This is a genomic window from Chelativorans sp. YIM 93263, assembly GCF_028767125.1.
Classification (GTDB): domain Bacteria; phylum Pseudomonadota; class Alphaproteobacteria; order Rhizobiales; family Rhizobiaceae; genus Chelativorans.
In genome coordinates, this window is the sequence record NZ_JAKCWP010000004.1 from 136632 (window position 1) to 160271 (window position 23640).

17 protein-coding genes, 1 tRNA gene and 1 pseudogene are annotated in these 23640 nt (G+C 62.1%); 7 read left to right on the forward strand and 12 right to left on the reverse strand.

The genetic code is table 11. From position 1 onward, the window contains the following. Positions 1 to 303 precede the first annotated feature (303 nt). Positions 304 to 2463, reverse strand: a complete 2160-nt coding sequence (locus tag LY631_RS10395; RefSeq protein WP_274425232.1) for an integrase — start codon at positions 2461 to 2463, stop codon at positions 304 to 306. Positions 2464 to 2607: 144 nt separating this feature from the next. Further along, positions 2608 to 2681: transfer RNA gene (locus tag LY631_RS10400), tRNA-Gln, on the reverse strand. Between the two features lie 334 nt (positions 2682 to 3015). On the opposite strand from LY631_RS10400, the gene LY631_RS10405 reads away from it, so the two are divergent. Both LY631_RS10405 and LY631_RS10410 read left to right on the forward strand, forming a co-directional pair. Continuing rightward, the gene (locus LY631_RS10405; protein ID WP_274425489.1) at positions 3016 to 4257 is read left to right on the forward strand and encodes a Ppx/GppA phosphatase family protein; all 1242 of its coding nucleotides are present in this window, start codon (positions 3016 to 3018) and stop codon (positions 4255 to 4257) included. Further along, a complete protein-coding gene (locus LY631_RS10410; protein WP_274425233.1) occupies positions 4254 to 4961 on the forward strand; it encodes an RlmE family RNA methyltransferase in 708 nt (235 codons plus the stop codon). The genes LY631_RS10405 and LY631_RS10410 overlap by 4 nt, the downstream gene beginning before the upstream one ends. Positions 4962 to 4963: 2 nt before the next feature. On the opposite strand, the gene LY631_RS10415 is transcribed toward LY631_RS10410, so the two are convergent. The 7 genes from LY631_RS10415 to LY631_RS20465 form a co-directional block, all read right to left on the reverse strand. Beyond that, positions 4964 to 6373 (reverse strand): MFS transporter, encoded by a 1410-nt coding sequence (locus LY631_RS10415; RefSeq protein ID WP_274425234.1) that lies wholly within the window; start codon positions 6371 to 6373, stop codon positions 4964 to 4966. Positions 6374 to 6524: 151 nt separating this feature from the next. Further along, entirely contained in the window at positions 6525 to 6971 is a 447-nt protein-coding gene (locus LY631_RS10420; RefSeq protein WP_274425235.1) for a DUF1772 domain-containing protein, read from the reverse strand. A gap of 447 nt (positions 6972 to 7418) precedes the next feature. Next, positions 7419 to 11279: an autotransporter domain-containing protein gene (locus tag LY631_RS10425; RefSeq protein ID WP_274425236.1), complete on the reverse strand. Its 3861-nt coding sequence runs from the start codon at positions 11277 to 11279 to the stop codon at positions 7419 to 7421. Further along, a complete protein-coding gene (locus LY631_RS10430; protein WP_274425237.1) occupies positions 11242 to 12927 on the reverse strand; it encodes an autotransporter-associated beta strand repeat-containing protein in 1686 nt (561 codons plus the stop codon). The genes LY631_RS10425 and LY631_RS10430 overlap by 38 nt, the downstream gene beginning before the upstream one ends. 473 nt (positions 12928 to 13400) lie before the next feature. Further along, positions 13401 to 13709, reverse strand: coding sequence for a hypothetical protein (locus tag LY631_RS10435; RefSeq protein ID WP_274425240.1), 309 nt, complete (start codon positions 13707 to 13709; stop codon positions 13401 to 13403). A gap of 63 nt (positions 13710 to 13772) precedes the next feature. Next, complete coding sequence (locus tag LY631_RS10440; RefSeq protein WP_445082869.1) at positions 13773 to 14528, reverse strand: hypothetical protein; 756 nt, start codon at positions 14526 to 14528, stop codon at positions 13773 to 13775. 285 nt (positions 14529 to 14813) lie between these two features. Continuing rightward, on the reverse strand, positions 14814 to 15125 hold the full coding sequence (locus tag LY631_RS20465; protein WP_445082870.1) for a hypothetical protein: 312 nt from the start codon (positions 15123 to 15125) through the stop codon (positions 14814 to 14816). 699 nt (positions 15126 to 15824) lie between these two features. Between LY631_RS20465 and guaA the strand changes: the two genes are divergently transcribed. Then, positions 15825 to 17387 carry a glutamine-hydrolyzing GMP synthase gene (guaA, locus tag LY631_RS10450; RefSeq protein WP_274425242.1) on the forward strand — a complete coding sequence of 521 codons (1563 nt, stop codon included), beginning with the start codon at positions 15825 to 15827 and terminating at the stop codon, positions 17385 to 17387. Positions 17388 to 17774: 387 nt separating this feature from the next. Here guaA and LY631_RS10455 read toward each other — a convergent pair whose 3' ends face one another. Together LY631_RS10455 and LY631_RS10460 are read right to left on the reverse strand one after the other, a co-directional pair. Then, positions 17775 to 18698 carry an NADP-dependent oxidoreductase gene (locus tag LY631_RS10455; RefSeq protein ID WP_274425244.1) on the reverse strand — a complete coding sequence of 308 codons (924 nt, stop codon included), beginning with the start codon at positions 18696 to 18698 and terminating at the stop codon, positions 17775 to 17777. Then, positions 18698 to 19159, reverse strand: a complete 462-nt coding sequence (locus tag LY631_RS10460; protein WP_274425246.1) for an ester cyclase — start codon at positions 19157 to 19159, stop codon at positions 18698 to 18700. Before LY631_RS10460 ends, LY631_RS10455 begins: the two co-directional genes overlap by 1 nt. An 87-nt stretch (positions 19160 to 19246) precedes the next feature. Here LY631_RS10460 and LY631_RS10465 point away from each other — a divergent pair, with 87 nt between their 5' ends. Continuing rightward, positions 19247 to 20176 (forward strand): LysR family transcriptional regulator, encoded by a 930-nt coding sequence (locus LY631_RS10465; RefSeq protein ID WP_274425491.1) that lies wholly within the window; start codon positions 19247 to 19249, stop codon positions 20174 to 20176. Positions 20177 to 20686: 510 nt separating this feature from the next. Here LY631_RS10465 and LY631_RS10470 read toward each other — a convergent pair. Further along, positions 20687 to 21418 (reverse strand): SDR family oxidoreductase, encoded by a 732-nt coding sequence (locus LY631_RS10470; protein ID WP_274425247.1) that lies wholly within the window; start codon positions 21416 to 21418, stop codon positions 20687 to 20689. A 73-nt stretch (positions 21419 to 21491) separates the two neighbouring features. Here LY631_RS10470 and LY631_RS10475 point away from each other — a divergent pair, with 73 nt between their 5' ends. The 3 genes and pseudogenes from LY631_RS10475 (at position 21492) to LY631_RS10485 (ending at position 23633) form a co-directional block, all read left to right on the forward strand. After that, positions 21492 to 22130, forward strand: a complete 639-nt coding sequence (locus LY631_RS10475; protein ID WP_274425249.1) for a TetR/AcrR family transcriptional regulator — start codon at positions 21492 to 21494, stop codon at positions 22128 to 22130. Positions 22131 to 22431: 301 nt separating this feature from the next. After that, positions 22432 to 22753: pseudogene (locus LY631_RS20470) on the forward strand (DUF899 family protein); the annotation flags it as partial. 205 nt (positions 22754 to 22958) lie between these two features. Further along, positions 22959 to 23633 carry a DUF1028 domain-containing protein gene (locus LY631_RS10485; protein WP_274425252.1) on the forward strand — a complete coding sequence of 225 codons (675 nt, stop codon included), beginning with the start codon at positions 22959 to 22961 and terminating at the stop codon, positions 23631 to 23633. Positions 23634 to 23640: the final 7 nt, after the last annotated feature.

A 23640-nucleotide genomic window follows, 5' to 3' on the forward strand; every position in this document is an offset into this window, starting at 1 on the left:
AAATTACCCCTCAACGGGGTCCTTATTCCACGAAAAATCACAACAGGTCCTCGATGGCGGAGTCGCTGAAGCCGCCGCACACCCCTGTTTTATACGAGGGACGTTTGCGGCCGAGCGCGATAATCTTACAATCGCTAGAGACGCGGACATCTAGGCCGGGGCTTGGGCTAATGCTCCGCGTACTGCCGGACTTGATCTGGTGGTGGACAGGCCGACGAGAACCTGCCGGCCTGTCGCATCGGCTTCCACTAGTCGAAATATCGCGGCGGCGAAAGACGTACATGCAGCGAGTTGATCTTACCGTCACTGTGTCGGCCGGCCGCGGCGGCTGCGCGCTTCGCGAAGACGATCTCGACGCGTCCTGCCCTGCCAAGGAGCCGGCCGGCGTTCGGCCACCCACGGTAGTAGCTGGACCGGCCGCGGCTCCAGGTGATCCGTGATGGTTGGATATCTTGCGAGAACCGAACGAATGAGAGGGAGGCCAGCAGGATTTGTGTAACGAAGGCTTGTCTCGCCCTGTCCTAGCCGCCCGGAGATGTCGTTTATCTTGCTTTCGTCGACGGCCGCCTGCTTCAGCGTGTCCGCCTGTCCATGTCTCAGGGCGTGGAGGGCACGGTTCCAGAATTTCTCGTCGTCCAGTCCCTTCTTGAGCAACGGGATAAAGTCCTTATAGAAGCGGTCGCCGGGGTCGTTTTTGCCGTTCGCGCTGAAAAGTTCGGGAAACAGCATCCCGTATCCAAGCGCTTTGATCTCATCCACATATTCCAGAAAGTTGAGCCTCAATACTTCGTCGGGAACGGGCAGCATGCGCACCGACTGGGCGTTCTTGACGCGACGGTAAGCATTCGGCCTGATGTGGATCGCCCATCCGTTCTGCGTCTCAACCACGTCGCGGATTGCCAGGCCCGCAACTTCGCCTCTGCGAGGCCCAAGATAGGCAAGCAGCATGGGCACGAAGTAATTGGCAGAATGAAATACCCGGGAACCGGGGATTTCCTGCTCCTCTGGTCCTTTGCATCCCGTGAAGACCGCCAGGCGAAACATCTTGCGCAGTACCTCCGGACCTGGCTTGTCTGTAAGCAATCGCAACTCGCCGGCTTTCGTCTTTTTGGGCCGTAAGCCGTCCATAGTGACGGGTGCGAGCCGGTAGCCCCGTCCGCGCAGGAAATTCAGGAACTCTAACAATTTGGCGAGATGCTTGCGAATGGTGGCTGGCTGTAAGCCGATTGACGGCGGTTCCTCGCCCCTGGCTTTCGCCATATCGGCCTGCCTTGCGGCGGCCTCGCGCAGCTCTTTAGTGGAGAGAGCACGCAGCCTCGCACTTTGTCCATAGCGTCGCGGGATGTGATCGAAATGGCTTCTTAGCTGGCCGATATGGAACTGCGACAGCTCGCCAGACCGGCGGACGCCTTGTTCCTCGAGAATGCCGACCAGCATGCGCACGGCGACACGTACGTCTTGAGCGGTTTTGGGCTCCCAACTGTGCTGCTGGCTTTTGATCAGCGCCTCGCATTCCTCCATGAACCTCTCGAGCGGCAGGTCCACGGTATTGTGGTCCGCGGCCTGAAGGCGAGGCAAGAACCGGTCAGCGTGCGAAGGAAATTCATGAACGGCGGCGACTGCGTCGGACGGAACATCGCGTGCGGATCCTGTGTTCGCCTGACTGTTGGAAATGATTTCCGGCGGGGTGTCAGTTGTTATCTGATCGTTGTCGGTACTGAGGATCGGCGCCATCCGACCAGGCTGGCCGACGATGACCTGCCGATCTTGGGCAAGTTCGGCAAAACCCGAATCCGCCGTCAGGCCGTCGGTTTCCGGACCATAGCGCCCGCCAATGTCGAGCAGGACTTCGGCCTTGGCCCGCATGAGCTGCATTGTCGCCTTTTCGCGGTTGACCATCGTGTCGGGAATCCCGTGCTTCTCCATCTCGGCTGCGAGCGTGCGCTCGAACCGCGGTGACCGGCACTCGGCCTGTTCCTGGCGGAAGGTCGTGGCGATCGCGGGAATGGCGGAGGGCAGAACGCCCGCGCGCTCCAGGACATCGCGCCCGGGGCAGCCTTCTTCAAACGTGAGGCTGCGGGTTGTGCCGAAGAGTTCGACCAGCCGGTAGGCCCAGCCCACTTCCAGATCCGCGCGAAGACTCTCCTTCGGGTCGGAGCCGGTACGCCGCGCCGCGAACACGAGGTCGTCCAGATGGTCTGTCATTCGGTCGATTTCCGAGCGGAAGAGTTGCTCCAGCTGCTCCCTTGTCGTCATGCGAACGTCAGGCCTCATCGTCAGCTCGGCAAGCAGCGTGTTGAGCCGCCGTGCCATGTACCCTGCTTTCATATGGTCGCTGTGGCGCAGACTCAACGACAGATGCGACGGAAGCCGGCGGTCCGTCACCCCGGCAGGAATGCGCGCCCGCCAGTAAAAGACGTTTCCCCTTCGGGTGAGATTCGCGATCCGATGCCGTGCGGCCATGCTCGAAGCCCTCTCCGTCTCGCCAGCGGGCACAGCATGTGCCGCAGCTTTGTGCCTCAGTTTTGTGCACAGAGAGCGAGATTCGGCGGAGGAGGATTCGCAGCTGGCTGATTTCAATTTGAAAACAACAGCTTGATAGCGAAATGGCTGGGGAACCAGGATTCGAACCTGGACTAACGGAGTCAGAGTCCGCTGGTCTACCGTTAACCTATTCCCCAACAGGGTCGAGCGCTGAGCCAGCCGAGCGAAGCTATTGAGCTATGAGGGCTTAATAGTCAACCCCGCCGGAATTTTCAAATGATTATCAGGTTTTTTTCTCTCCCCCGACGGCCGAGCACTTCTTGATTGTACACTCTGCCCTTGGTGAATAATCGTTTGCCTGCTAGTCTGTTCCCAACAGAAGGTTAGGAGCGCCTGCAGCGCGCCCATAAGGCTCGCGCGCGGCGCGAAAGGATTACGGTGGACGACCACGCGCAAGGTGACGCGCCACCGATCGCGGAACTTGTTCGCGATCACGTCTCGGCCGGGGACGAAGTGGCCGATATTGGGCAGATGCCGGTCTCTGCCCCAGCGTCGGGCTACAGGCAAGACCTGCCGGCGCCAAAGAAGAAGCGCAAACGCAGGCGGAAACGCCGCCGCGGTGTTTTCGTGCGCGACAATGGGCTCTGTGCCGCGTCCTTGGTCCCGCCGCCATTGCCTGGTCCGGTGCCATCTCCACAGAAATCCCGCTCCGCGCGCGGCAGGTCTTACCTGGCACATCTTGCACAGTCCTCCGACGCGCGGTCGGAGGGGCTTTATGCAGCGCTTGATCTGGGAACCAACAATTGCCGCCTTCTGGTGGCCAAGCCGGGCCGGCCCGGACGCTTCCATGTCGTGGATGCGTTCTCGCGCATTGTGCGCCTGGGCGAGGGGCTGGGTGCCAGCGGCCGCTTGAGCGATGCGGCGATGGATCGCGCGGTGGAGGCGCTCGGCGTCTGCGCGGAGAAGCTTGGCGGACTGCCGCTGAAAGGCGTTCGGATGATCGCGACCGAGGCCTGCCGCTCCGCCGGCAATGGCGCGCGGTTTCTGGAGCGCGTGCGCCTCGAGACCGGCCTGAAGCTGGAGGTGATCGACCGGCGCACCGAGGCGCGGCTTGCCGTCTCCGGCTGCAGTTCGCTGGTGACGCAGGAAACGGATGGGCTGGTTCTGTTCGACATCGGGGGCGGCTCGTCGGAAATCGCCCTGATCGACCTTTCCAGCCACCGCACACCCCGGCTTGCCAATCACATCGTCTCGTGGACGTCCCTGCCCACCGGCGTCGTCTCCCTTGCCGAGCGTTTCGGTGGGCGCGATGTAACGCGTGCAACCTTCGAGGCGATGGTGGCCGAGGTGACGGGCCTTCTGTCGGCTTTCGACGGCAGCGAGCGGTTGGCCCATCTTGCCGGCGGCGCGCGCTTCCATCTGCTGGGCACATCCGGAACGGTCACCACCCTGGCAGGGGTTCATCTGGGTCTGAGGCGTTATGACCGTCGGCGTGTCGATGGGCTGTGGATGGAGCGCGAAAGCATCGACCAGATGATGGAGACCATACGCGGCTGGAGCTTCGAGGAGCGTCAGGCCAATCCCTGCATCGGCGCGGAGCGGGCTGATCTCGTGCTTGCCGGCTGCGCGATCCTCGAAGCGATTCGCCGCCACTGGCCGGCTGAGCGCCTGCGCGTCGCCGATCGGGGCCTGCGCGAGGGCATGTTGAACGAGATGATGGCGCGTGACGGCGTCTGGCGGCGCAGGCGCCGCGGGGGAGCACGAACGGCGTGACCAAGCAGAGCAAGCCCGGCGGTGCACGCGCGCTCAAGACGCGGGTGAAGAAAAAGCGCGGACTCAAGAATTCCTCTCGCCGCTGGCTGGAGCGCCATCTGAACGACCCCTACGTCCACCGCGCCAGCGCCGAGGGCATGCGCTCGCGCGCCGCCTTCAAGCTGGTGGAAATCGACGACAAGCACCGCATTCTCGCCCCCGGCAAGACGGTGATCGATCTGGGCGCGGCACCCGGCGGCTGGTGCCAGGTCGCGGCAGAGCGGGTGAAATCCGACCCGCAGAAGCCGAGCGTCGTCGGCATCGACTACCTGGAAATGGACCCGGTCCCCGGCGTCGCCATCCTCCAGATGGATTTTCTGGAAGACGATGCGCCCGACCGCCTGGTCGATGTGCTGGGCGGCGCGCCCGACGTCGTGTTGTCGGATATGGCCGCGCCCACGACGGGCCATCGCCGCACCGACCATCTGCGCACCATGCACCTTTGCGAGGCGGCGGCGGACTTCGCGGTGAATGTGCTGCGCCCCGGCGGGCATTTCCTGGCCAAGGCTTTCCAGGGCGGCGCGGAGGCGGACCTGCTGGCCATGCTGAAGCGCAATTTCCGCACCATCCATCACGTCAAGCCGCCGGCCTCGCGCAGCGAGTCCGTGGAGCTTTACCTGCTGGCCAAGGATTTCAAGGGGCGGGGCGAAGCCGAAGCCGGGTGAGCCTATTCCGCCGGCATTGCCTGTTCTTCCTTGCCCCTGCGCTTGTGGCCCGAAACCGCGCTGCCCGTATTTGCTGGCAGGCGGAAGAAGGGCAGGGCGGCCAGCGACGATAGAAGCGCAACGACGATGAACGCGTTGAAGAATGCGTCGAGGCCGAGCGACTCGCCGGTCATGTAGGTGGTCGCCTCGATCACGCCACCGCCGACGGCCACGCCGAGCGCGATGCTGATCTGCTGTGTCGCGGCTGCGATGGCCGTGGCCTGGCTGGCTTCCCGGTCGTTGATATCGGCGAAAACCAGCGCGTTGGCCGACGTGAAGAACAGCGAACGAAAGAAACCTCCCGCCACCAGCACCGCGATGATGACGCCGTGCGGGGTTGCCGGGGTAAAGAACGCGTTGACGCCGATGAAGACGCTGCCCATGATCGCGGCGGTGATCAGGACGAGGCGAAACCCGCCCGCGCGCAAGGTGCTTGTCGCGATGAACTTCATGGCGATGGCGCCGAAAGCCGAGGCGAAGGTCAGCATGCCGGACTGAAACGGCGTCATGCCGAAGCCGACCTGGAACATCAGCGGCAGCAGAAAAGGCACGGCCCCCGCCCCGATGCGAAACAGCGATCCGCCGATGATCGCGGAGCGGAAGGCCCGGTTCGAGAAGAGCCTGAGGTCCAGAATGGGGTTTTCCGCCCCCAGCGCATGGCGCACATAAAGCACCGCCATGAGAAACCCGAACACCACGACCGCAACCCCCACCTCGGGCGGCAGCGCCGGCATGCTGATGACGGAGAAGCCGAACACCATTCCGGAGGCGGCGAGCCCGGACATGAGAAAACCGGCATAATCGAGTTTCGCCGTGCCCCTTGCCGGAAAGTCGGGCATGACCCGGCCGGACAGCACGATGCCCGCCAGGCCGATCGGCACATTGATCAGAAAGATCCAGTGCCAGGAAAAATAGGTGGTGATGAAGCCGCCGACCGGCGGGCCGACGATCGGGCCGATCAGCGCCGGCACCGTCACCCACGCCATGGCGGAGACGAGCTTGTCGCGCGGTGTGCCGCGGACCAGCACCAGCCGCCCGACGGGCGTCATCATGGCCCCGCCCATGCCCTGCACGAAGCGCGCCAGCACGAAAGCACCGAGCGAATCCGCAAATGCGCAGGCGATCGAGCCGATCACGAAGACGCCGATGGCCAGACGAAACACGCGCTTTGCCCCGAACCGGTCGGCCATCCACCCGCTGACGGGAATGAAGATCGCCAGCGCCACCAGATAGGTGGTGAGCGCCAGCTTCAGCGTCACCGGGCTCGTGCCGATATCCCGCGCAATCGCCGGCAAAGACGTCGCAATAATGGTGGAGTCCATCTGCTCCATGAAAAGAGCAACGGCGAGGATCAGCGGAAGCGTTCGGTTCACGAGTCTGCGTCTTGTTCGTTTCGGGCCGGCGGACGGTCAAAAGCCGCTTCGAATATCAGCTTGCCGGATCCCTGTAGCACAACTGGTCAGGATTCGCGCAGGGGCAAGGGCGGCGGATCGATTGGCCCTGGTTGTTCGCCCGCGGCCGGGCTCACTCGCCGGTCCAGGTCAGGGCGGACATGATGGCCGACACCAGAGCCGCCAGCATCATCACCGCGTTGACGGCATGGGTATACTCCCACTGCCGTCTCAGGGCCTCCCAATTCTCCGGTATGGTCGTCCAGTTTTCGGTCGCCTGGTTGGCCGGAAAGATCCATGTGAAAAACGTAATGAGCGACACCAGAACGAGAATGAAGGAGGCCGAAGCATACAGGAAAGGCAGGCCCTCCGACCGGCTCAGCACCGCCAGTATGAGCGATGTGCTCAGCGCCGCGAACAGGGGAATGCCAAAGAGCGCCCAACCCCGGTAGATCTGCTGCACGGTAAAGTATGCCTCCCGGTCGAGAGTGATCTTGTTGGGAAGCTCGATCAAATGAGCCCCGCTCGGAACGAATGACAGCGCGATGAGGATGATCACGGTGAGCTGCAGCGCCTTCATGCCAATCCCTCCTGTTCTGAAGTGACGCGGGCGAGCGGCAGACCATGCGCGCAAGCCGCTTTGGATGTCAGATTGCCGGATGCCTGTAGCACAACTGGTCAAGATTCGCGCAAGGGCAAGAGCGCCGATCGATTGGCTCTGGCGAAACTGGGTGGCTGAAATTTGATGCGCTGGTGGATCTATCCCCTAGATTGCCTCAAAAAGGCCTCGGCCATACGCGCGGCAAGATGACCGCTTTGCGCCGCATCTCAGCCGTAGAAATCAGCTTCGCCGTTCTCTGAAAGCAGTCATTGCCTGCGACGACGCTGGAGGTGCGGTTTCGGACATTTGCGACATTCGGATTCGTGATCGGTACGACGTGTTCGGCCCAATGCTGTCGTAGGAATTCTCGAATCGAATTGCCGCTTCACCCTTGCATAGCGGCTACTCCCAACTGAGCACCCGGGCTCAGAACTTCACACTGAGCTTGGCATTGAACCCATGCTGCTGGGCGTCGGTTGCGATCTGCCCGGAATAGGCAACGCCGAGCGTGGCGTTGTCGGTGATGTCGAAGTCTAACCCGGCCTCGATTATGGCGGCATCCTCGGCGATCGGAACGCCGGCGACGGTGAAGGTATCACCACCGGCAAAGGCATGCGTCGACAGCGGTGTCGTGTCGCCGAAGGCGTGCCGCCAGCCGAGCGTGCCATGCGCCGTGGCGCGCATGCCGCCGACGTCGAAGTCCGTTGATGCATGGACACCGAGTGTAGTGAAGGTGGTGCTTGTGGTCTGGCTGTCAGCCGAGAGCGCCGCCGTACCACCGTCCTCGGCAAAGCCGTCGGTGTGCAAGCTTACATGCGCCAGGCCGACGAAGGGCTCGAAGGACGCGGCCTCGGTCTCGATGCGGTAGCCGGCTTCGCCGAAGGCCTGGAAAGTGCCGGAGTCGTAGTGGGCCGAAAGCCTGTCGGAAAAGCCGCCGAAGGCAACTTTCCGGTCCGTTTCGATGTCGTGCCACGTATAGGCGAGCCCGCCCGACAGGCGCACAGCATCCCACCGGCCGCCACCATAAAGCCCGAGATGATAATTGTCGCTCGAGCCAGACGAGGCGCGGTCATCGACATCGAAGGAGGAATGGCCGTAGCCGGCGAGGAGCCCGAGCCGGAGGTTCGGCGTGACCGCGCCGTCGATGCCCGCCAGAAAGCCACCGGTCGAGCGGTCGAGCTTTGCTGCATTGCCGTCGCCGTCCGTCTTGCCCCAGCCGCCATAGGCACGTCCCCAGGCAACAGGGCCATTGCTGGTGACCGCCGCCGGGGGGCGTGGCCCGTCCGGGCCATAGGCCAGCACCGGCGTGCCGGTTTCCGGCATGTCGCCAAAGGCTGCGCGGATGCGGTCACTGACGGCATCGCGCACGAAACGGCTGTCCTCGATCAGCGCCGTCTTGGCCGAGGCATGGATTTCGCCCGAGAGTTGGTCGAAGGCACCCTGGATTTCGGCATCGTTGTCTGGAAGGGCCGCGACAGCGTTATAGATATCATTGCCCGCGCCAAGGCTCTCCGCAGCTACCGCAACACTTCTTTGATTGCCGCTTCTCGCCTTGTCGCCAAAGCTTATGTCGTTGCGCGTCAGAGCGAGATCAACGGTAGAAGCGCCATAGGAAAGCTCCGGCGTCAGGAACGCATAGACGGAGGTGACGTCGGCGAAGGTGCCGTCAATGCCGCCATCGGCGGTCAGGATAGTGTAGCTCGAGAAAGGATCATAGCTGCCATCGAGGCCAACATGCACTACACTGGCGTCGTTCAGATGTGCCATGCCCGTGGCGTGAATGCTGTCGCTGTCGGCGCCCGCCGGGTCGACCTCGACTTCATAGGTGGAACCGGAACTAAAGGTAATGTCACCGGCGACATTGAGCGTGCCGATCGAATTGCCGGGAGCGACGGTGGCGCCGGAAGCAAGCGTCACAGCACCGACCGTGCCCACACCACCCAGCGTGGCCCCGGACAGAACATCGACGCTGCCGCCGAGTACGTTGGTGTCATCCTGCGTGCCGACGCTCAACAACCCGCCGGCGATTGTCGTCGTGCCGGCAAAGTCCGAGCCGTCGCCGGTATAGAGCAAAGCGCCATCGCCGGCCTTGGTGAAGACGCCGGAACCCGAGAGCGCACCGCCATATTGGGCATCATCCTGCCGATCGAAGGTGAAGGTGCCGTTCCTGCCGATCGCCACATCACCGGCAAAGCGCTCCGCCGCCGTGAGCCCGCCCGCATTGACCGTCCAGTCGAGCGCGGACGTGCCAGCAAGCGTCAGCGTGCCCGTGCCGTCCTTGACCATCTGGCCGTCCGTGCCGTCCAGCCCCGCAATGGTGCCGGCGAAGGTCGCATCGGTTCCCTGATTGAAGGTGACGGTCGCGGCATTGGCGATGTCGCCGGAGATGGAGCCGGCATTGCCGATCAGTTCGCCTGCCGCGATGCCCGTGTTGCCGTAGCTGTTCGTCCCGCTCAACACAAGCGTTCCGGCGCCCTCTTTGAGAAGGTCGCCGTCGCCGGTGAGGTTCTGGCCGACCGTGAACGTGTTGGCCGCATCGGCGATGTCGAAGCCGCCGCCATTGGCGCCCCAATCAATGGTGCGGTTCGTCTGGGTGAAGCCGGTCCCCGTCACGCGCAAGGTGCCGCCGTTGAAGGTAAGCCCGCCCGCTGCTGCGCCGAGGTTTGCGTCCTGCGAGACCTCCACGGCGCCGCTGAGAAGCTGGGTGCCGCCCGCATAGCTGTTGGCGCCTTCGAGCACCAACGTGCCGGCTTCGGTTTTAGAAATGCCGCCCATGCCGCTGACCTCGGTCGCAATTGCAGCGCGATCGGCTAGAACGCGGATTTCCGAGCCGCCGGCATCCGTTCGCAGTGCGCCATCGCCTGCCAAGCGATAGCCTCCATCGACGAACTGCAGACCCTTGAAGCCCTGGGTACCTTCGACTGTAATCGTTCCGCCGTTGAAGCCGCCAGGCTCGTTCTTGAAAACGGCGTGGTTGCCGGCCCAGGCAACCGGGACGGTGCTGCCCTGATTGAACCACTTCTGGTTGCTCGCGTTCCACGTCCCATCACCGCCCTGCCAGTGCTGTAGCGTGTCGTCACCCGCTGCGGCCACAAACAGGTCGACATTACCACCGCCTGTCTGGACCTCGTAGGCGGCGGGATCGGCGAGCGGCGGTGTGACGCCGACATCGAGCGTGTTGTCGGTGAGCGCACCGTCGTAGGTCATAAGCCGGTAATAGCCGACGCCTGCGGTGCCGTCTGTGGCATCGTCGCTCTGCAACAGGTTAAGCGTACCGTCCAGGGTCAGGTCCCCGGTGACATCGATCCGGTCGCTGGTTCCGGGAGTGCCTGCCGAAGAGCCCGGACCGCCCAGCTCGTAATCGAGCAGCGACCCCGACGACAGAGCCAGGTCGCCATCGACCGTCAGCGTGCCAATGGAATTGCCCGGCGCGATCGTGCCGCCATCGGCAACCGTCGTCTTGCCCACAATGCCGGAACCGCCGAGTGCGCCGCCATCCTCGACGGCGAGCAGAGACGAGGTCACGATGGACCCGTTGACTACTAGCTGTCCCGTCGCAACGGTGATATCTCCACCCAGTGTCCCGATAACGCTCAACCTGCCGCGATCGACCGTGGTCGTCCCGCTGAAGCCGCTGGAATCCGCCGTCAGCCGGGTGGCGCCTGAATGGACGTTGATCGCGCCTTCGCCGGAGATCGACGGGGCAAAAGCATAGTCGGCGCCGGTGTGGTTGAAGACCAGCGCGCCATCGCCGCTCCCGAATGTGACGCTCGGCGTATCCAATGTCCCCGGTGCCACAGCCGGATCGCCGGCCGCAGCCCCGATGTTCAGGGTACCTGTACTGTTGCCGTAGGCGGCAATGTCGATACCCGTGCTTTGAACCACTCGGCCGCCATCCGAAACCGTCAGCTCGCCCGTGCCGGAAGAACCGACGTGGAGCAGGTCCGAAATGGTCAATGTCGAACCGTTCCCCGTCACCGTCACACGACCACTAGAATTGGAGAAATAGCCGATATAGCCGTAATCATTGCTGCTGACCGAGCCCTCGTCCGAAATGGTCAGTTCGCCCGTGCCTTCAAAACCGACAAAGAGGCCCTCGGAATTGGTCCAGTCCGATTCAGTCCCCGTCACTGTCACACTGCCATCGCCAGTGGACCGGCTGCCGATATAGCCGTAGGTATTGCTGACCGCACCGCCAGCCGAAACGGTCAGTTCGCCCGCGCCAAAATTTCCGACGTTGAGTTGCCCGTCACTGGTCCAGGTCGAATCGCTCCCCTTCACTGTCACACTGCCATCGCCGCCAGGCAGGTTGCCGATATAGCCATCGCCGGCATTGCTGACCGAGCCCCCGTCCGAAACGGTCAGTTCGCCCGCNGTCTTCTATGGTGGTGTTGCCCACCGTGCCCGAGCCGCCCAGCACGGCCCCGTTTTCGACGGTCAGAAGGGACGAGCTGGCGATGCTGGCGCCCGGATGGCTGCTGTCACCGACGACCAACGTACCCTGCGAAACCGTTGTCGCGCCCGTGTAGGTATTGACGCCGTTCAGGGTGAACGTGCCGGCGCCGACCTTGGTCAGGCCGAGCGTGCCGCCGGCATCTCCATCCTCTATGACACCTGAAAAGATGGTCGAGCTGTCATCTGCCCCGGCGGTGAGGACAAGCGAGCGAGCAAGCGCATTGCTAATATCGACGCGGCCTTCGCCGGAAAGCGACCCGATCGTGTGATTGTTGTTATAAATGCGGAGCGCACCACCGGCTTCGACCGTGTATGCCGATTGCGCGGAAAGACTATCAGAGTACACAGCGTTGACGACCGTATCCGCAGCGACTGTCGTCGCGCCAGTATAACTGTCGTTGTTGCCATTGAGATCGAACGACCCGCCCCCGCCGAGTGTAAGAGCCCCAATGCCGGTGATTTCGTTATCTATAAAACGTAGGCCATCAGCCGTAATTGTGCCGCCTGAAGCGGTCACGGCAAGGGCGTTACCAAGGTATTGGCCTGCATCACCGAGGCCCAGCGTGCCGCCGTCGAGCGTGATCGTCCCGCTCCCGGCAGCGTCATAAAAACCACTCACGTTGGCATGATCCAACACCTGCGTGCCGCCTGAAATCACCGTTCCACCATTGTAGGTGTTGGTGCCAGTGAGCACGGTGGTGCCGTTCTCGTGCTCCAACCGGCCAGTGCCGATGATATTGGGGCTGAAGCTGTAACTGCCGCTGGTATCGGTGTGATTGAACACGATCAGACCCGAGGCCAGCGTGCCGCTGCCGTCGTCGCCGCGGCCCATTTCGATCTCGGACGTGTAGATGAAGCCTGGGGCGACAGCGGTCTCACCGGCAGCGGCGCCGATGTTCAGTGTGCCGAGGCCGGAGGGGAAGCTGTCCACCTCGTACTCCCCGAGAATGACGCGATTGCCGGCGCCGCTCACATTGAGGACGCCACCATCGGACAGCGTCACGGTGCCTTCGGAATGACGGCCGATACGGATGCCGTCGCTGGAACCGGTCACCTCCGCGTTCCACGCCGAACCGGCGCCGGTGATGGTCATCCAGGCCGGATCGCCAATCCAACCGATGTTGTGATAGGAGCCTGCACTGGTCAGGCTGCCGCCATTGGCAATGGTCAAGCGGCCTGCGTTAAGACTCAAGTTTAGCGATGAGGCTGCACCGGCGTCGATGGTGACATTGTCGGTGTCAAAAGTGATGAAGACGCCGTCGACCTCCGTGGGAACGCCTGGGCAATCGTCACTGGGACTCGACCAGTTCCCGGCGTCGAACCAGTCCCCGTTGCCGCTTCCGGCGTCCCAGTGACAAGAGCCGGCATCTGCCGGGGTGACCGGCAGCGCGAGGAGCCCGAGCGCCGTCGACAGCAACAGGGCATGGCGCAAGGCTTGTGAGGCGGATTGTTCCGATCGTCCGGCTTTCCGTACATTCATCTGTGCCACTCTTCCCCCTCATTCATGCGGCCCGACATGGCTGGGTCGGACGCGTGTCATATGCTTGTAGGCGTCTTCCCTCGCCGGGCACCATAGCAAAAGACTCTCGCATCAGTGTTTTGTTGAGCCGGATTTGACCGGGATTTCGGATATTATTCGCAGCCGGAGGGGAAACATCGCCCTCTGATCGCTCCCGACCACGCATCTCGCCGGGCACCGTCCGCTGGATAAGCGGCGGGCGGCCGCTCTGTCGAGTGGAGACGGCCCGGGTTCCAAGACAATTACCGGCCGCGACATGGTGCGATCCGCCGCTCTGCACCGCACCGATCAGTGCCGCCCTCACGTGCGTATGCTGGGGATTTCGCCCCCTCGTGCGTTGCATCCTCGTCCCCTTGACCCGGCGAATCACACGGCAATGCACCATAACGGCAACCAAGAGTCGAGTGCGCGAGATCCGTTGACGATTTCGATGGTTACCATGAAACGGTATCAGCGGGATTCGGAAGGGGCGCTGTCGGTACGCTAAGCGGTCTTTGGAGGGACGCCTCGCGGCTGACTGCCGTCCACTCGCCTTTGTCACTGGTGAAAATACGACAAAGGACCGGATGGTTCGCGACTTCAATCCCAGCGTGTTGAATGTCTGCAATCGCCGTTGCGAACCCGGAAGCTGCCAGTCTGAAACCGGCTCCAAACAGGTCATTTGAGACCTTCCATGCGTGCGATTGGTTGCGCGCCAATTCCGGCGTGCCTTTTGGCGTCATGTCAGCATCTGTCAGTAGCATAAATTTTTCCTAGGAATTTTATCCCCGCCCTCTCAACCGCTCTTATCATGGGATACATCGCCCTCACGGGAACCGGATGCGCACCGGGTGTTCGGGANCGCCAGAATTACCGACAATGAGGTTCCCGGAATTGGTCCATGTCGAACCATCCCCCGTCACGGTCACACTGCCATCGCTGTCATCCATACGGCCGATATCGCCTTGGGCATTGCTGACCGAGCCCCCGTCCGAAATGGTCAACTCGCCCGCGCCAAAATATCCGACACCGAGGTCCCCGGAATTGGTCCAAGTCGAATCGCTCCCCTTCACTGTCACACTACCATTGCCGTCAGACAGGTATCCGATAGCGCCGTAGGTATTGCTGACCGAACCCCCGTCCGAAACGGTCAGTTCGCCCGTGCCAGAACGTCCGACAGAGAGGTCCCCGGAATTGGCCCAGGCCGAACCATCCCCCGTCACGGTCACACTGCCATTGCTGCCAACGGCATCGCCGACAGAGCCGTCGGCATTGTTGACCGCGCCGCCATTGCGAACCGTCAGATCTCCCGTGCTGAAAGAACCGACGATGAGGTCCCCACCGATGGTCCATGGGGAGTTTTGAGTCGGACTCGGATCCCCGGCATCCTCGCCATCAACAATTTCATGTGAGAGGCTAATCGTTTCCTGTGCCAACGCTTCCCCGACCGGCGCGGCGTTGGCAACGAGAGCGGCTATTCCCACGCCTGTAAGCAGACGCAATCGCGCTGCGGACATCGGGCTGGGGCCAGACCGGAGTGTGCTGTCGCGATCAGTCGCGCCCAGAGGCGTGTTTCGCATCATCCATTTTCCTTTTAGGGGCTGAAGTTTTTCTGAGTATATCCAATGTCATACGTGTGAGGTGTATTTTCTGCAAACAGAAGCGCATTGTGGCAGATTCGGTGGACTTTATGTAGCGCCGCCCCCCCGACACGCGTTCTTGCGTCAAGGGGGCGACGGTTTGGATGCCGCGGAAGCCAAGGATAAGGTGGCTGGGCCCAACCGTGTCTAATCCCGGGGGCCGCGCGTCACGAGTGACGCGCTGGCGACCCGGGGATCGCGTGCCGTAGCGCCTGATGACGCAACCAGTCACCAGACGAAGCGGAGCCCGGCCTGGCCTACCTCAAAACGTTCAATCGCTCGTACTCCTCCACCGCCATAACCACCACAACCGGCCGCCCATGATTGGTCACCGCCACTGATTCGGTGCGGGCTAGGTCGATCAGCCGGCCAAAACCGTACTTCGGCGTCTTTCGCGCTCAGGGTCAGCATGCGAATCCCCATTTGTTGCCGGACTAGACTAAGATCCCACAAGGCATAAGGCGTGCGGTTCATCATCGCCTCAGCGAACAGGGCGGCAATATCGAGATCGTCCGGATAAGCGCGATGCAGTTCGCGCATGGCGTCCGCGTAGGCATCGAGACAGGGCGCGATATCGTCTGCCGGCCCATCGGGAAAGCGCCGCGCGACGCCTCGATCAACCGCCCGTTCGACCGGCGAAAGCCCGCCCTCCAGGCCCGAGCCGCCTCTATCGTGGCTTCCACTCGGCTGCGGATATCCCCCATACCCGCAAGACAATACACGGATTCGAGAACTTCTCCCGAAAATAGCTATCCATCGCCATACTGCACCTCCCCTGCTCCANAGGCCTCCCCCTCCAGGGTCGGTTCCTGGAGGCATGTGAGGGCTCGCGACAGGCCGGCGGTGCCGGGGCGGTGGGTGACAGACGCCGCTTCGGAAAAACGGGCGCAGGTTCGGAGACTGCGTCGCGGAAGCCGCGGAGAAGCCGCTAGGGTTTCTCCTTCGGCCCGGCCAAGACCACCCCCTAAGTGGGTGCAGCCGGGAAGGAGACGAAGCCCGAGGGACCGGCCGACGGCGGGACAGACTCCGGCGGGGCGCGTGGAACGCGCCACTTAAACTAATAGAGAGGCTCGGACCACGCGCCCTGTTTCCCGACCTTTGAAATGGCCAGACGGCGGCAAGCCGGGCGTGGCGACGATGACGCGCGCCCCCCTTTTTCGAACGTGTAGAGAGGAGAGATATGGGCAAAGCTGCGACTGACCCGTTGCGCTCGCCGCCATCCTTCATTAAAGGCTCGCCATGAGCATCACGACCCATCCCGATACCGTTCTCATCATCGATTTCGGCAGCCAGGTCACGCAGCTGATTGCGCGCCGCGTGCGCGAGGCTGGCGTCTATTCCGAAATCGCCCCTTTCCAATCCGCCGAAGACGCCTTCAAGCGGCTGAAGCCCAAAGCGGTCATCCTGTCGGGAAGCCCCGCTTCCACCGTGGATGCAGGAAGCCCGCGCGTACCGGATATCATTTTCGAATCCGGCGTTCCGATCTTCGGCATCTGCTACGGGCAGCAGTCCATGTGCGCGCAGCTTGGCGGCGCGGTGGAAGGAAGCGAACATCGCGAGTTCGGCCGTGCCTTCCTGGATGTCGAGGAAGACTGTGCGCTCTTCCAGGGCATTTGGGAGCCGGAGACCAGGCATCAGGTCTGGATGAGCCATGGAGACCGGGTGACCGCGCTTCCGCCGGGCTTCAAGGTGGTCGGCACCTCGTCCGGGGCGCCCTTCGCGGCAATCGCCAACGACGATCGGAAATACTACGGCGTGCAATTCCACCCGGAGGTGGTCCACACGCCGGACGGCGCCAGGCTGATTGCCAATTTCGTGCACAAGGTTGCCGGGCTCAAGGGCGACTGGACCATGGCGGCCTATCGCGAGCAGGCCATTCAGGCAATCCGCGATCAGGTCGGCTCGGGGAAGGTGATCTGCGCGCTGTCAGGGGGCGTGGATTCCTCCGTCGCCGCTCTGCTGGCGCACGAGGCGGTGGGCGATCAGCTCACCTGCATCCTCGTCGACCACGGCCTGATGCGCAAGAACGAGGCGGCTGAGGTCGTCGAGATGTTCCGGGGACACTACAATGTGCCGCTCATCCTGGTCGATGCATCCGACCGCTTCATCGGCGCGCTGGAAGGCGAGAGCGACCCGGAAAAGAAGCGCAAGACCATCGGCCGCCTGTTTATCGAGGTCTTCGAGGAGGAGGCCAAAAAGCTCGGCGGCGCCGACTTCCTCGTCCAGGGAACGCTGTACCCCGACGTGATCGAAAGCGTCTCCTTCACCGGCGGGCCCTCCGTCACCATCAAGTCCCACCACAATGTCGGCGGCTTGCCCGAGCGCATGAACATGAGCCTGGTCGAGCCGCTGCGCGAGCTCTTCAAGGACGAGGTGAGGGTGCTCGGCAAGGAGCTCGGCCTGCCCGACCGTTTCATCGGCCGCCATCCCTTCCCGGGTCCGGGCCTCGCCATCCGCTGCCCCGGCGGCGTCACCCGCGACAAACTCGAAATCCTCCGCTCCGCCGACGCCATCTATCTCGACGAGATCCGCAAGGCCGGCCTCTACGACGCCATCTGGCAGGCCTTCGCCGTCCTCCTGCCGGTGCAGACCGTCGGCGTCATGGGCGACGGTCGCACCTACGAATATGTCTGCGCCCTGCGCGCCGTCACCTCCGTCGACGGCATGACAGCGGATTTCTACCACTATGACATGGACTTCCTGGGCCGCACCGCCACCCGCATCATCAACGAAGTCAAAGGCATCAACCGCGTCGTCTACGACGTGACAAGCAAACCGCCGGGCACGATCGAGTGGGAGTGATGGATACAGACGGCGGCAATAGAATGCGGGGATTGCCGTTCGACCGCACGTCGCAGTCAGAGATTTCATTCAAGTCTGTTGGCGCAGGTAGGCCAGTGCTGGTCGAATGAAGTCTGGTTTTCCCACGTAGGATAGCTGTCGCGAATGACCCGTTCCAGTCGCGCAGGCGACAGCCCGGAGCCGCTCGACAACTCGCGGATCGCCCGGCAAAGCCGGCAAGGACTGCCAGCTTCAACGAAACCCGGCTTGGTGTTGTGATATTGCCTTGCATGTTGCTTCTCCCTTTTCAGGGTTCGAAAACAGGGACCGTCTGCTGTTCGACCTGGTCGCTCTGCAGGGCGCGGACGCGGACCGCTGGTAGCTTAAGCCTCCGCTGCCGCGTTGAACTTAGTTGACTGTGACGATGATCTTGCCGCGGGCATGGCCAGAAGCCTGGTGTTCGAACGCTGGAGCGAACTCGCTCAAGGACACTTTCCGGTCCACCAGGACCTTCAGACCGTTCTTGTCGAGGTAGTCCAGGACACGGGCCAGACGCTGACCGTCGGAAGCATGGAATACGAAACCGGCGGTGACGCTGTGGGCCTTCGCAAGAGCTTCATCCGGTGGCATAGCGGTTGCCAGCAAATGCCCACCTGCACGCAGCGTTTCGAAAGATCGTTGCTGGGTTTCGCCGCCAATCGTGTCGAGTACGACATCGATGTCGGTGGCCTTCCGAACGAAGTTCTCGGCGCGATAATCGATGACCTTGTCGGCGCCAAGCCGGCGGGCGATGTTAAGGCCGGTACCCGATGCCGTCGCGATGACCCTGGCGCCTGCCTTTCGAGCGAACTGGATCGCGAAACTCCCGACGCCGCCGGCACCGGCATGGATTAATACGGTCTGGCCCTCGACAAGATTGGCGGTCTCGAAGAAGGCCTGCCAGGCTGTCCCGGCTGCTGTCGGAACGCCGGCTGTTTTCTCGAGCATTAGATTGATGGGCGCCTTCGAAAGATAATCCACCGGCACCACCGCATATTCTGCAAAAGCACCCCCGGCGGTCGGATCGGTTCGAGCGACAATCTTCTCGCCGACAGCCCATCCTTCAACATCCGCTCCCACTTGCTCGATCTCTCCGGCGAGGTCAGTGCCGAGCGTGTAGGGAAAAGTCAGGGGAAAGAATTGGGCCATGTAGCCGCGCTGGAGCTTGACGTCGAGCGGGTTGAGGCTAGCAGCCCGGACGCGGACCAGAACCTGTCCGCTTGCCGGTACCGGCCTGGCGATATCTTCAAGTGCGGGCTGGGCTTGGTAGCCGGAGAGACGGATAGCCTTCATCACGCGTTTTCCTGCGGACTTGCCGGCCATGCGCCGACCTGATTGAGCCACCCGAACCAGTCCTCGAGATGCCAGGTGTGAGTCAGCCTGCCGTCGGCAATGTGGTGAAACTCGTGGATCGGCATCTGGAAGGATTTGCCGGTCGGGGCGATGCCGAACCACTCGCCTTGATGTGTGCCGGAGATCGTGGCCCGTACGGCCGCACGGCCCGGCGTCCCTATGATCTCGTGAATCGAGACCTCGGCATCGGGAAACGCAACTCCAAAAGCGGCGATGAGCGGTTTCATTCCCTCGCGTCCCGGTATCTGGCCGGGCGCGAGTGGAATGTCCTGCCAGTCCTTGGCGACCGCATCGTCGAGCAAGTCCGGCTTGCCAGCGAAAGCGCGATAAAACGTCTCGACGGCATTGCGGTCTTCCGAAAGCAGGCCAGAGACGTCGGGTTTCGTTTCTTGACTGATCATAGGGCATCCTCAACGAAGAATCTGCCCATAGGATAAGGAGGTCGTACGCATGCTTGAGATCGATATCCAGTATGCGTAACCATTCATCTGATGGATTTGCATGGCATAGACCTCAACCTTCTTGTCGCGTTCGATGCACTGATAGCCGAGCGAAGCGTCACGCGTGCAGGAACCCGGATCGGTCGCACGCAGCCGGCAATGAGCGCAGCACTTTCGCGGCTGCGCGCTCTGCTTCAGGACGAGCTGTTTGTGCGCGGACCTAACGGGCTACAGCCGACGCCACGGGCCCTGGATCTGGCCCAACCGATCAGTCATGCTCTGGCTGAGATCCAGCGTACGCTGGAATTCACCCAGGCCTTCGACCCGTCGACATCGACGGCCTCTCTATCCATCGGTTTGTCCGATCACCCGACGTTCAGGTTTTTACCACGGCTCGTTGCCATGCTGCGCGAGACAGCACCGGGGATCACCCTCGAGGTGCGCAACTTCACGGACCGGGATGATGCCGTCGCCATGCTCGACGCTGGGGAAGTGGACATGACCATTGGCGTCCCACCCACGCCGGCTGGCCGCATACTGAGCGCTCCCTTATTCGATGAGCGTTTCGTCTGCATCCTTCGGAAGGATCATCCGGCTGCCAGTCAGGACCTGTCCCTTGAAACGTTCTTGTCTCTGTCGCATCTCCTGGTCTCACCCGAGAACGACCGTTTCGGCGTCGTGGACGCGGCCCTGGCAAAGCAGGGGCTGAAGCGCCGCCTCGCCCTGACGCTTCCACATCTCTACGCCGCCCCAGCTCTCGCCGCCTCGTCGGATATGATCGCGACGATTCTGGAAGGTGTGATAGAAGCGTCCGGGCAAGCCGAACATCTCTGTGTGAAGAAGCCACCCATCCAACTGGACCCGGTCTCTTTCACGTTGTCATGGCATAGGCGCAACGACACGCACCCTGCACAGCGTTGGTTCCGTGACTGCATCACTGGCATGTTCACGCAAGGTCCAGCACGGAAGAGCGACTAACGGCCATTCATTCGCCCAGTGAATGACAGGGCAGTATCGATTCTACGGTGCTACCGCTTGCAACAGGCTGCCTTGCTCCGGTCTTCCAGCCGATTCATCAACCCGCAGAGGATGAATGCCGCCATAACGAAATGGACACTGGCTGTCGGTGCCCTGAACGCGCTCGCCACCACGGTTCCTGGTTGTGCTGTTACACAGACGCATTATCAACGACCACGCGGCAGCTCCGGTAGCACCTATCTATGATGCGCTGTCGTCCCCCGAGGAGGTCCGCGCCCGCCTAGAACCTGACGGCATCCATGAGTTCGACGACGGTAAGGTTGTTCGCACCTACCATGTCGAAGATGGACGTCGCCATGCGGTAGTTGCGCGGTGAGTCCTCATAAGTTGGCGGAAACTTGACGCGGGGGCCCCGCTAGCACCCGAACCGGCGCCCAAAGCGGCATTTCCTCTTGCGCCGATTATGGTCGCCAGGGTTGCTCCGCAGAGATACTCTCTGAACTCTCGACCTCACCAGGGCGTGTCACCATCCGGCTCCACAAAGCGACCGGAAACGACATCCTCACCCAGAAGCGCGTACTCGACCGGCAACCTTGCACCTTCTTCAGGCGTCATGAAGCCAGTGTTTCCCGTGAGATCGGTTTTCACATATCCAGGGCACACCGAGTTCACAACGATAGGCGTGCCCTGCAATTCTGCGGCGAGTTGCACGGTCAACATGTTGAGCGCTGCTTTGGAGGCATTGTAGCCGATTAGGCGCGCCGAATAGTAGGGCGAGGACGGATCACCGTTTATCGTGAGCGATCCCAACGTGGTGGCAAGGTTAACGATGCGGCCAGCCTGCGAATTGCGCAGCAGGGGCAGCATCGCCTGCGTGACCGCCAGAGTGCCGATGAAGTTCGTCTCCATGATCCGGCGCACCGCTGCCGTCGAGGCAGCGGTCGGCGGACCATCAGCAGCATCGACGATACCGGCATTATTGACCAGAATATCCAACCGTCCATGCCTGTCCGCAATCTGTTCGGCGGCAGCAGCAATGCTCGCTTCATCGTTGACGTCGATCTCGATATTTTCGACGGGCAGACCCGCCGATGACAGGTCCGCCGCAGCCTTCTTGCCGCGTTCAGGGTTACGAGCACCGATCAAGACGGTGGCGCCCGCTTCTGCGAGTTGCCGTGCGATTTCAAATCCGATGCCTTTGTTGGCTCCGGTAACGAGCGCTATACGCTTTTTGTCCGTCATCTGATTTCCTTTCGAGGCTTGGTTTGATGCGATCGCCAATATATGAACAATCCTTCGCTTTGAGGATTCGCATATGGCTGCGACGCCACCCGCTCACCTAAGCCCTCGGAAAAGGCCGCGTCAGGCACGCGCGGCCGCGACCCTGGACGCAATTTTCGAGGCGACTATTCAGGTTTTGCTGGCCGAAGGGTTGCATCGGCTAACCACCACGCGCGTGGCGGAGCGTGCCGGCGTTTCCGTCGGCACGATGTACCAGTATTTCCCGAACAAGCAGTCGCTGCTTTATGCCCTGAACGAGCGCTATCTCGATATAGTGGCTGAAAAGGTAGAAAAGGCATGCCGAGACAAGCATGGTGCTTCCACAGCGGAGATGGTCGAAGCACTCATTGACGCATACTGGCGGGCAAAAACCGAGCGGAGCGACGTAACCCGCGCGCTCTATCGTTCAGCAGTCGAACTGGACAACGAGGCTTTGATCGAGGCTTTCGCACAGCGTGTGGATGCAGCAACTATCGCCATGCTCAGCAGCGCGTCCGATGCCAGTTACGTCGACCTCGCCCTTATCAACACAACCCTTCTGACCGTGATCTTCGGAACGGTGCGCAACGTATTCGAGCGAAATCTGCCGACCATGTTGGAAGCCGATATTCGCAACCAACTGGCGACGATGTGCCTTTCCTACCTGAAAGCAGCCAGAATTCCAGAGGTCTAGGCAATTTGGTACGTCGGCTTTGTGGTCAGATCGGCTGAGAGCGAATGCTGGCTTCACCGCTTCGTGTCTTGGGCTGCAATACGACGACGCAATCATTCTTTGACAAACGCGGTTTGCCGTTCCGAACCCAGTCGGCAGATCATACATCCGCGGTCGATGTCGCCGGAGAATCCGAACAAGCTCTCGATCGGGGGCTCCGCGGCACAATGGTAGCTTCCGGCGACAACGGGCGCCTCATCAAGGTATGCATCTCTACCGGCTGTGAGTCGGGCTGCGTACGCGACGATGGCATCAACCAGTGAACCACGACGTCGCCATGATCGCCATCTCGCGCGCCGCTTGTCGAGATCGAGCGCTTTCGCCATCGCATGGCCGGCGGTTCAGGTGGGTATCTCGAACGGCAGCCCGTTCAACTACGATTTCCGGGTCAGTTTCACGCCCGAGGAGATTACCACCGAACACGTCGGCGGTGTGGAGGTGATGATGGCACCTACGCCATGCTCGACCTCACGCCGAAGGGTCGCAACGAGGGCGAGGGAATGGATTGGGTGCGCCACCATGATCGCTACGCGCAGACGCCCCGGGAACGGCGGAATGGTAGCCGGTTAGCAAACAAGCAATGAGGTGATTGCCGGGACTTCACTGGCGACCCACTGAAAGTGTGCAGACGACAACAATTTCGCAAGCGGCCCGACATGGAGCCGTTCGTAGGATTGAGGGCAGGGGTTGCCTGTCGGCTATCATGGATCCAATAGCCCGCAGCGGCGGAACCGGTTCGCGCGGGTGGCGTTGGCTTCCCGTCACGAAAAAAACAGTAAAGCCGGATCCATGACCTTCTCGATCGTCGCCAAATGCGCAAAGACCGGCCAGTTCGGGATCGCGGCGGCTACCGCGATGCCTGCTGTTGGCAAGTTGCTGACGCATGCTTTCACCGGCGTGGGAGCCGTCGCCACCCAGGCGCGGCTCAATCCGTATCTCGGGGTCGACGGCCTTGATCTCCTGCGACAGGGGCTTTCCGCCGATGAAGTCGTGGAGCGTTTGAAGCACCGTGACCCCCGAGCCGACCTGCGCCAGTTCGCCGTCGTCGACGCGTCGGGTGGTCGGGCCGCCTGGACGGGCTCCGGGTGCCCCGACTGGTCGGGTCATCACTTAGATGACGGGTTCACCGTGCAGGGCAACCGCTTAGCCGGCCCGCATGTTCTGCGCGCCGCGGCGGAGACATTCAAGCAAATGGCCGACAGTCCGCTCGACAAGCGCTTGGTCGAGGCGCTGACAGCCGGCGATCAAGCGGGCGGCGACACCAAGGGCGAGCGCTCGGCGACGGTTTACGTCGTCGACACGGAGGAATACCCGCTTTGGGACATCCGGGTGGATGAACACGAGCGGCCGGTGGAGGAGCTCAGGCGCCTGCACGACGTGTTCAGCCGGGATCTTCTACCGCAGATCCTAAAAATGCCCACCCGCGCCAACCCGGCCGGCGAGTTTGGTGAAGATGTCGCCTGAGGACGAA

What these genes read in the sequence shown, in the direction of transcription:
- LY631_RS10395 (WP_274425232.1), bottom strand. Translation starts at nt 2,463, where the DNA reads ATGGCCGCACGGCATCGGATCGCGAATCTCACCCGAAGGGGAAACGTC.
- LY631_RS10405 (WP_274425489.1), top strand. Translation starts at nt 3,016, where the DNA reads ATGCCGGTCTCTGCCCCAGCGTCGGGCTACAGGCAAGACCTGCCGGCG.
- LY631_RS10420 (WP_274425235.1), bottom strand. Translation starts at nt 6,971, where the DNA reads ATGAAGGCGCTGCAGCTCACCGTGATCATCCTCATCGCGCTGTCATTC.
- LY631_RS10435 (WP_274425240.1), bottom strand. Translation starts at nt 13,709, where the DNA reads ATGCTACTGACAGATGCTGACATGACGCCAAAAGGCACGCCGGAATTG.
- LY631_RS20465 (WP_445082870.1), bottom strand. Translation starts at nt 15,125, where the DNA reads ATGCGCGAACTGCATCGCGCTTATCCGGACGATCTCGATATTGCCGCC.
- guaA (WP_274425242.1), top strand. Translation starts at nt 15,825, where the DNA reads ATGAGCATCACGACCCATCCCGATACCGTTCTCATCATCGATTTCGGC.
- LY631_RS10455 (WP_274425244.1), bottom strand. Translation starts at nt 18,698, where the DNA reads ATGAAGGCTATCCGTCTCTCCGGCTACCAAGCCCAGCCCGCACTTGAA.
- LY631_RS10460 (WP_274425246.1), bottom strand. Translation starts at nt 19,159, where the DNA reads ATGATCAGTCAAGAAACGAAACCCGACGTCTCTGGCCTGCTTTCGGAA.
- LY631_RS10470 (WP_274425247.1), bottom strand. Translation starts at nt 21,418, where the DNA reads ATGACGGACAAAAAGCGTATAGCGCTCGTTACCGGAGCCAACAAAGGC.
- LY631_RS10475 (WP_274425249.1), top strand. Translation starts at nt 21,492, where the DNA reads ATGGCTGCGACGCCACCCGCTCACCTAAGCCCTCGGAAAAGGCCGCGT.
- LY631_RS10485 (WP_274425252.1), top strand. Translation starts at nt 22,959, where the DNA reads ATGACCTTCTCGATCGTCGCCAAATGCGCAAAGACCGGCCAGTTCGGG.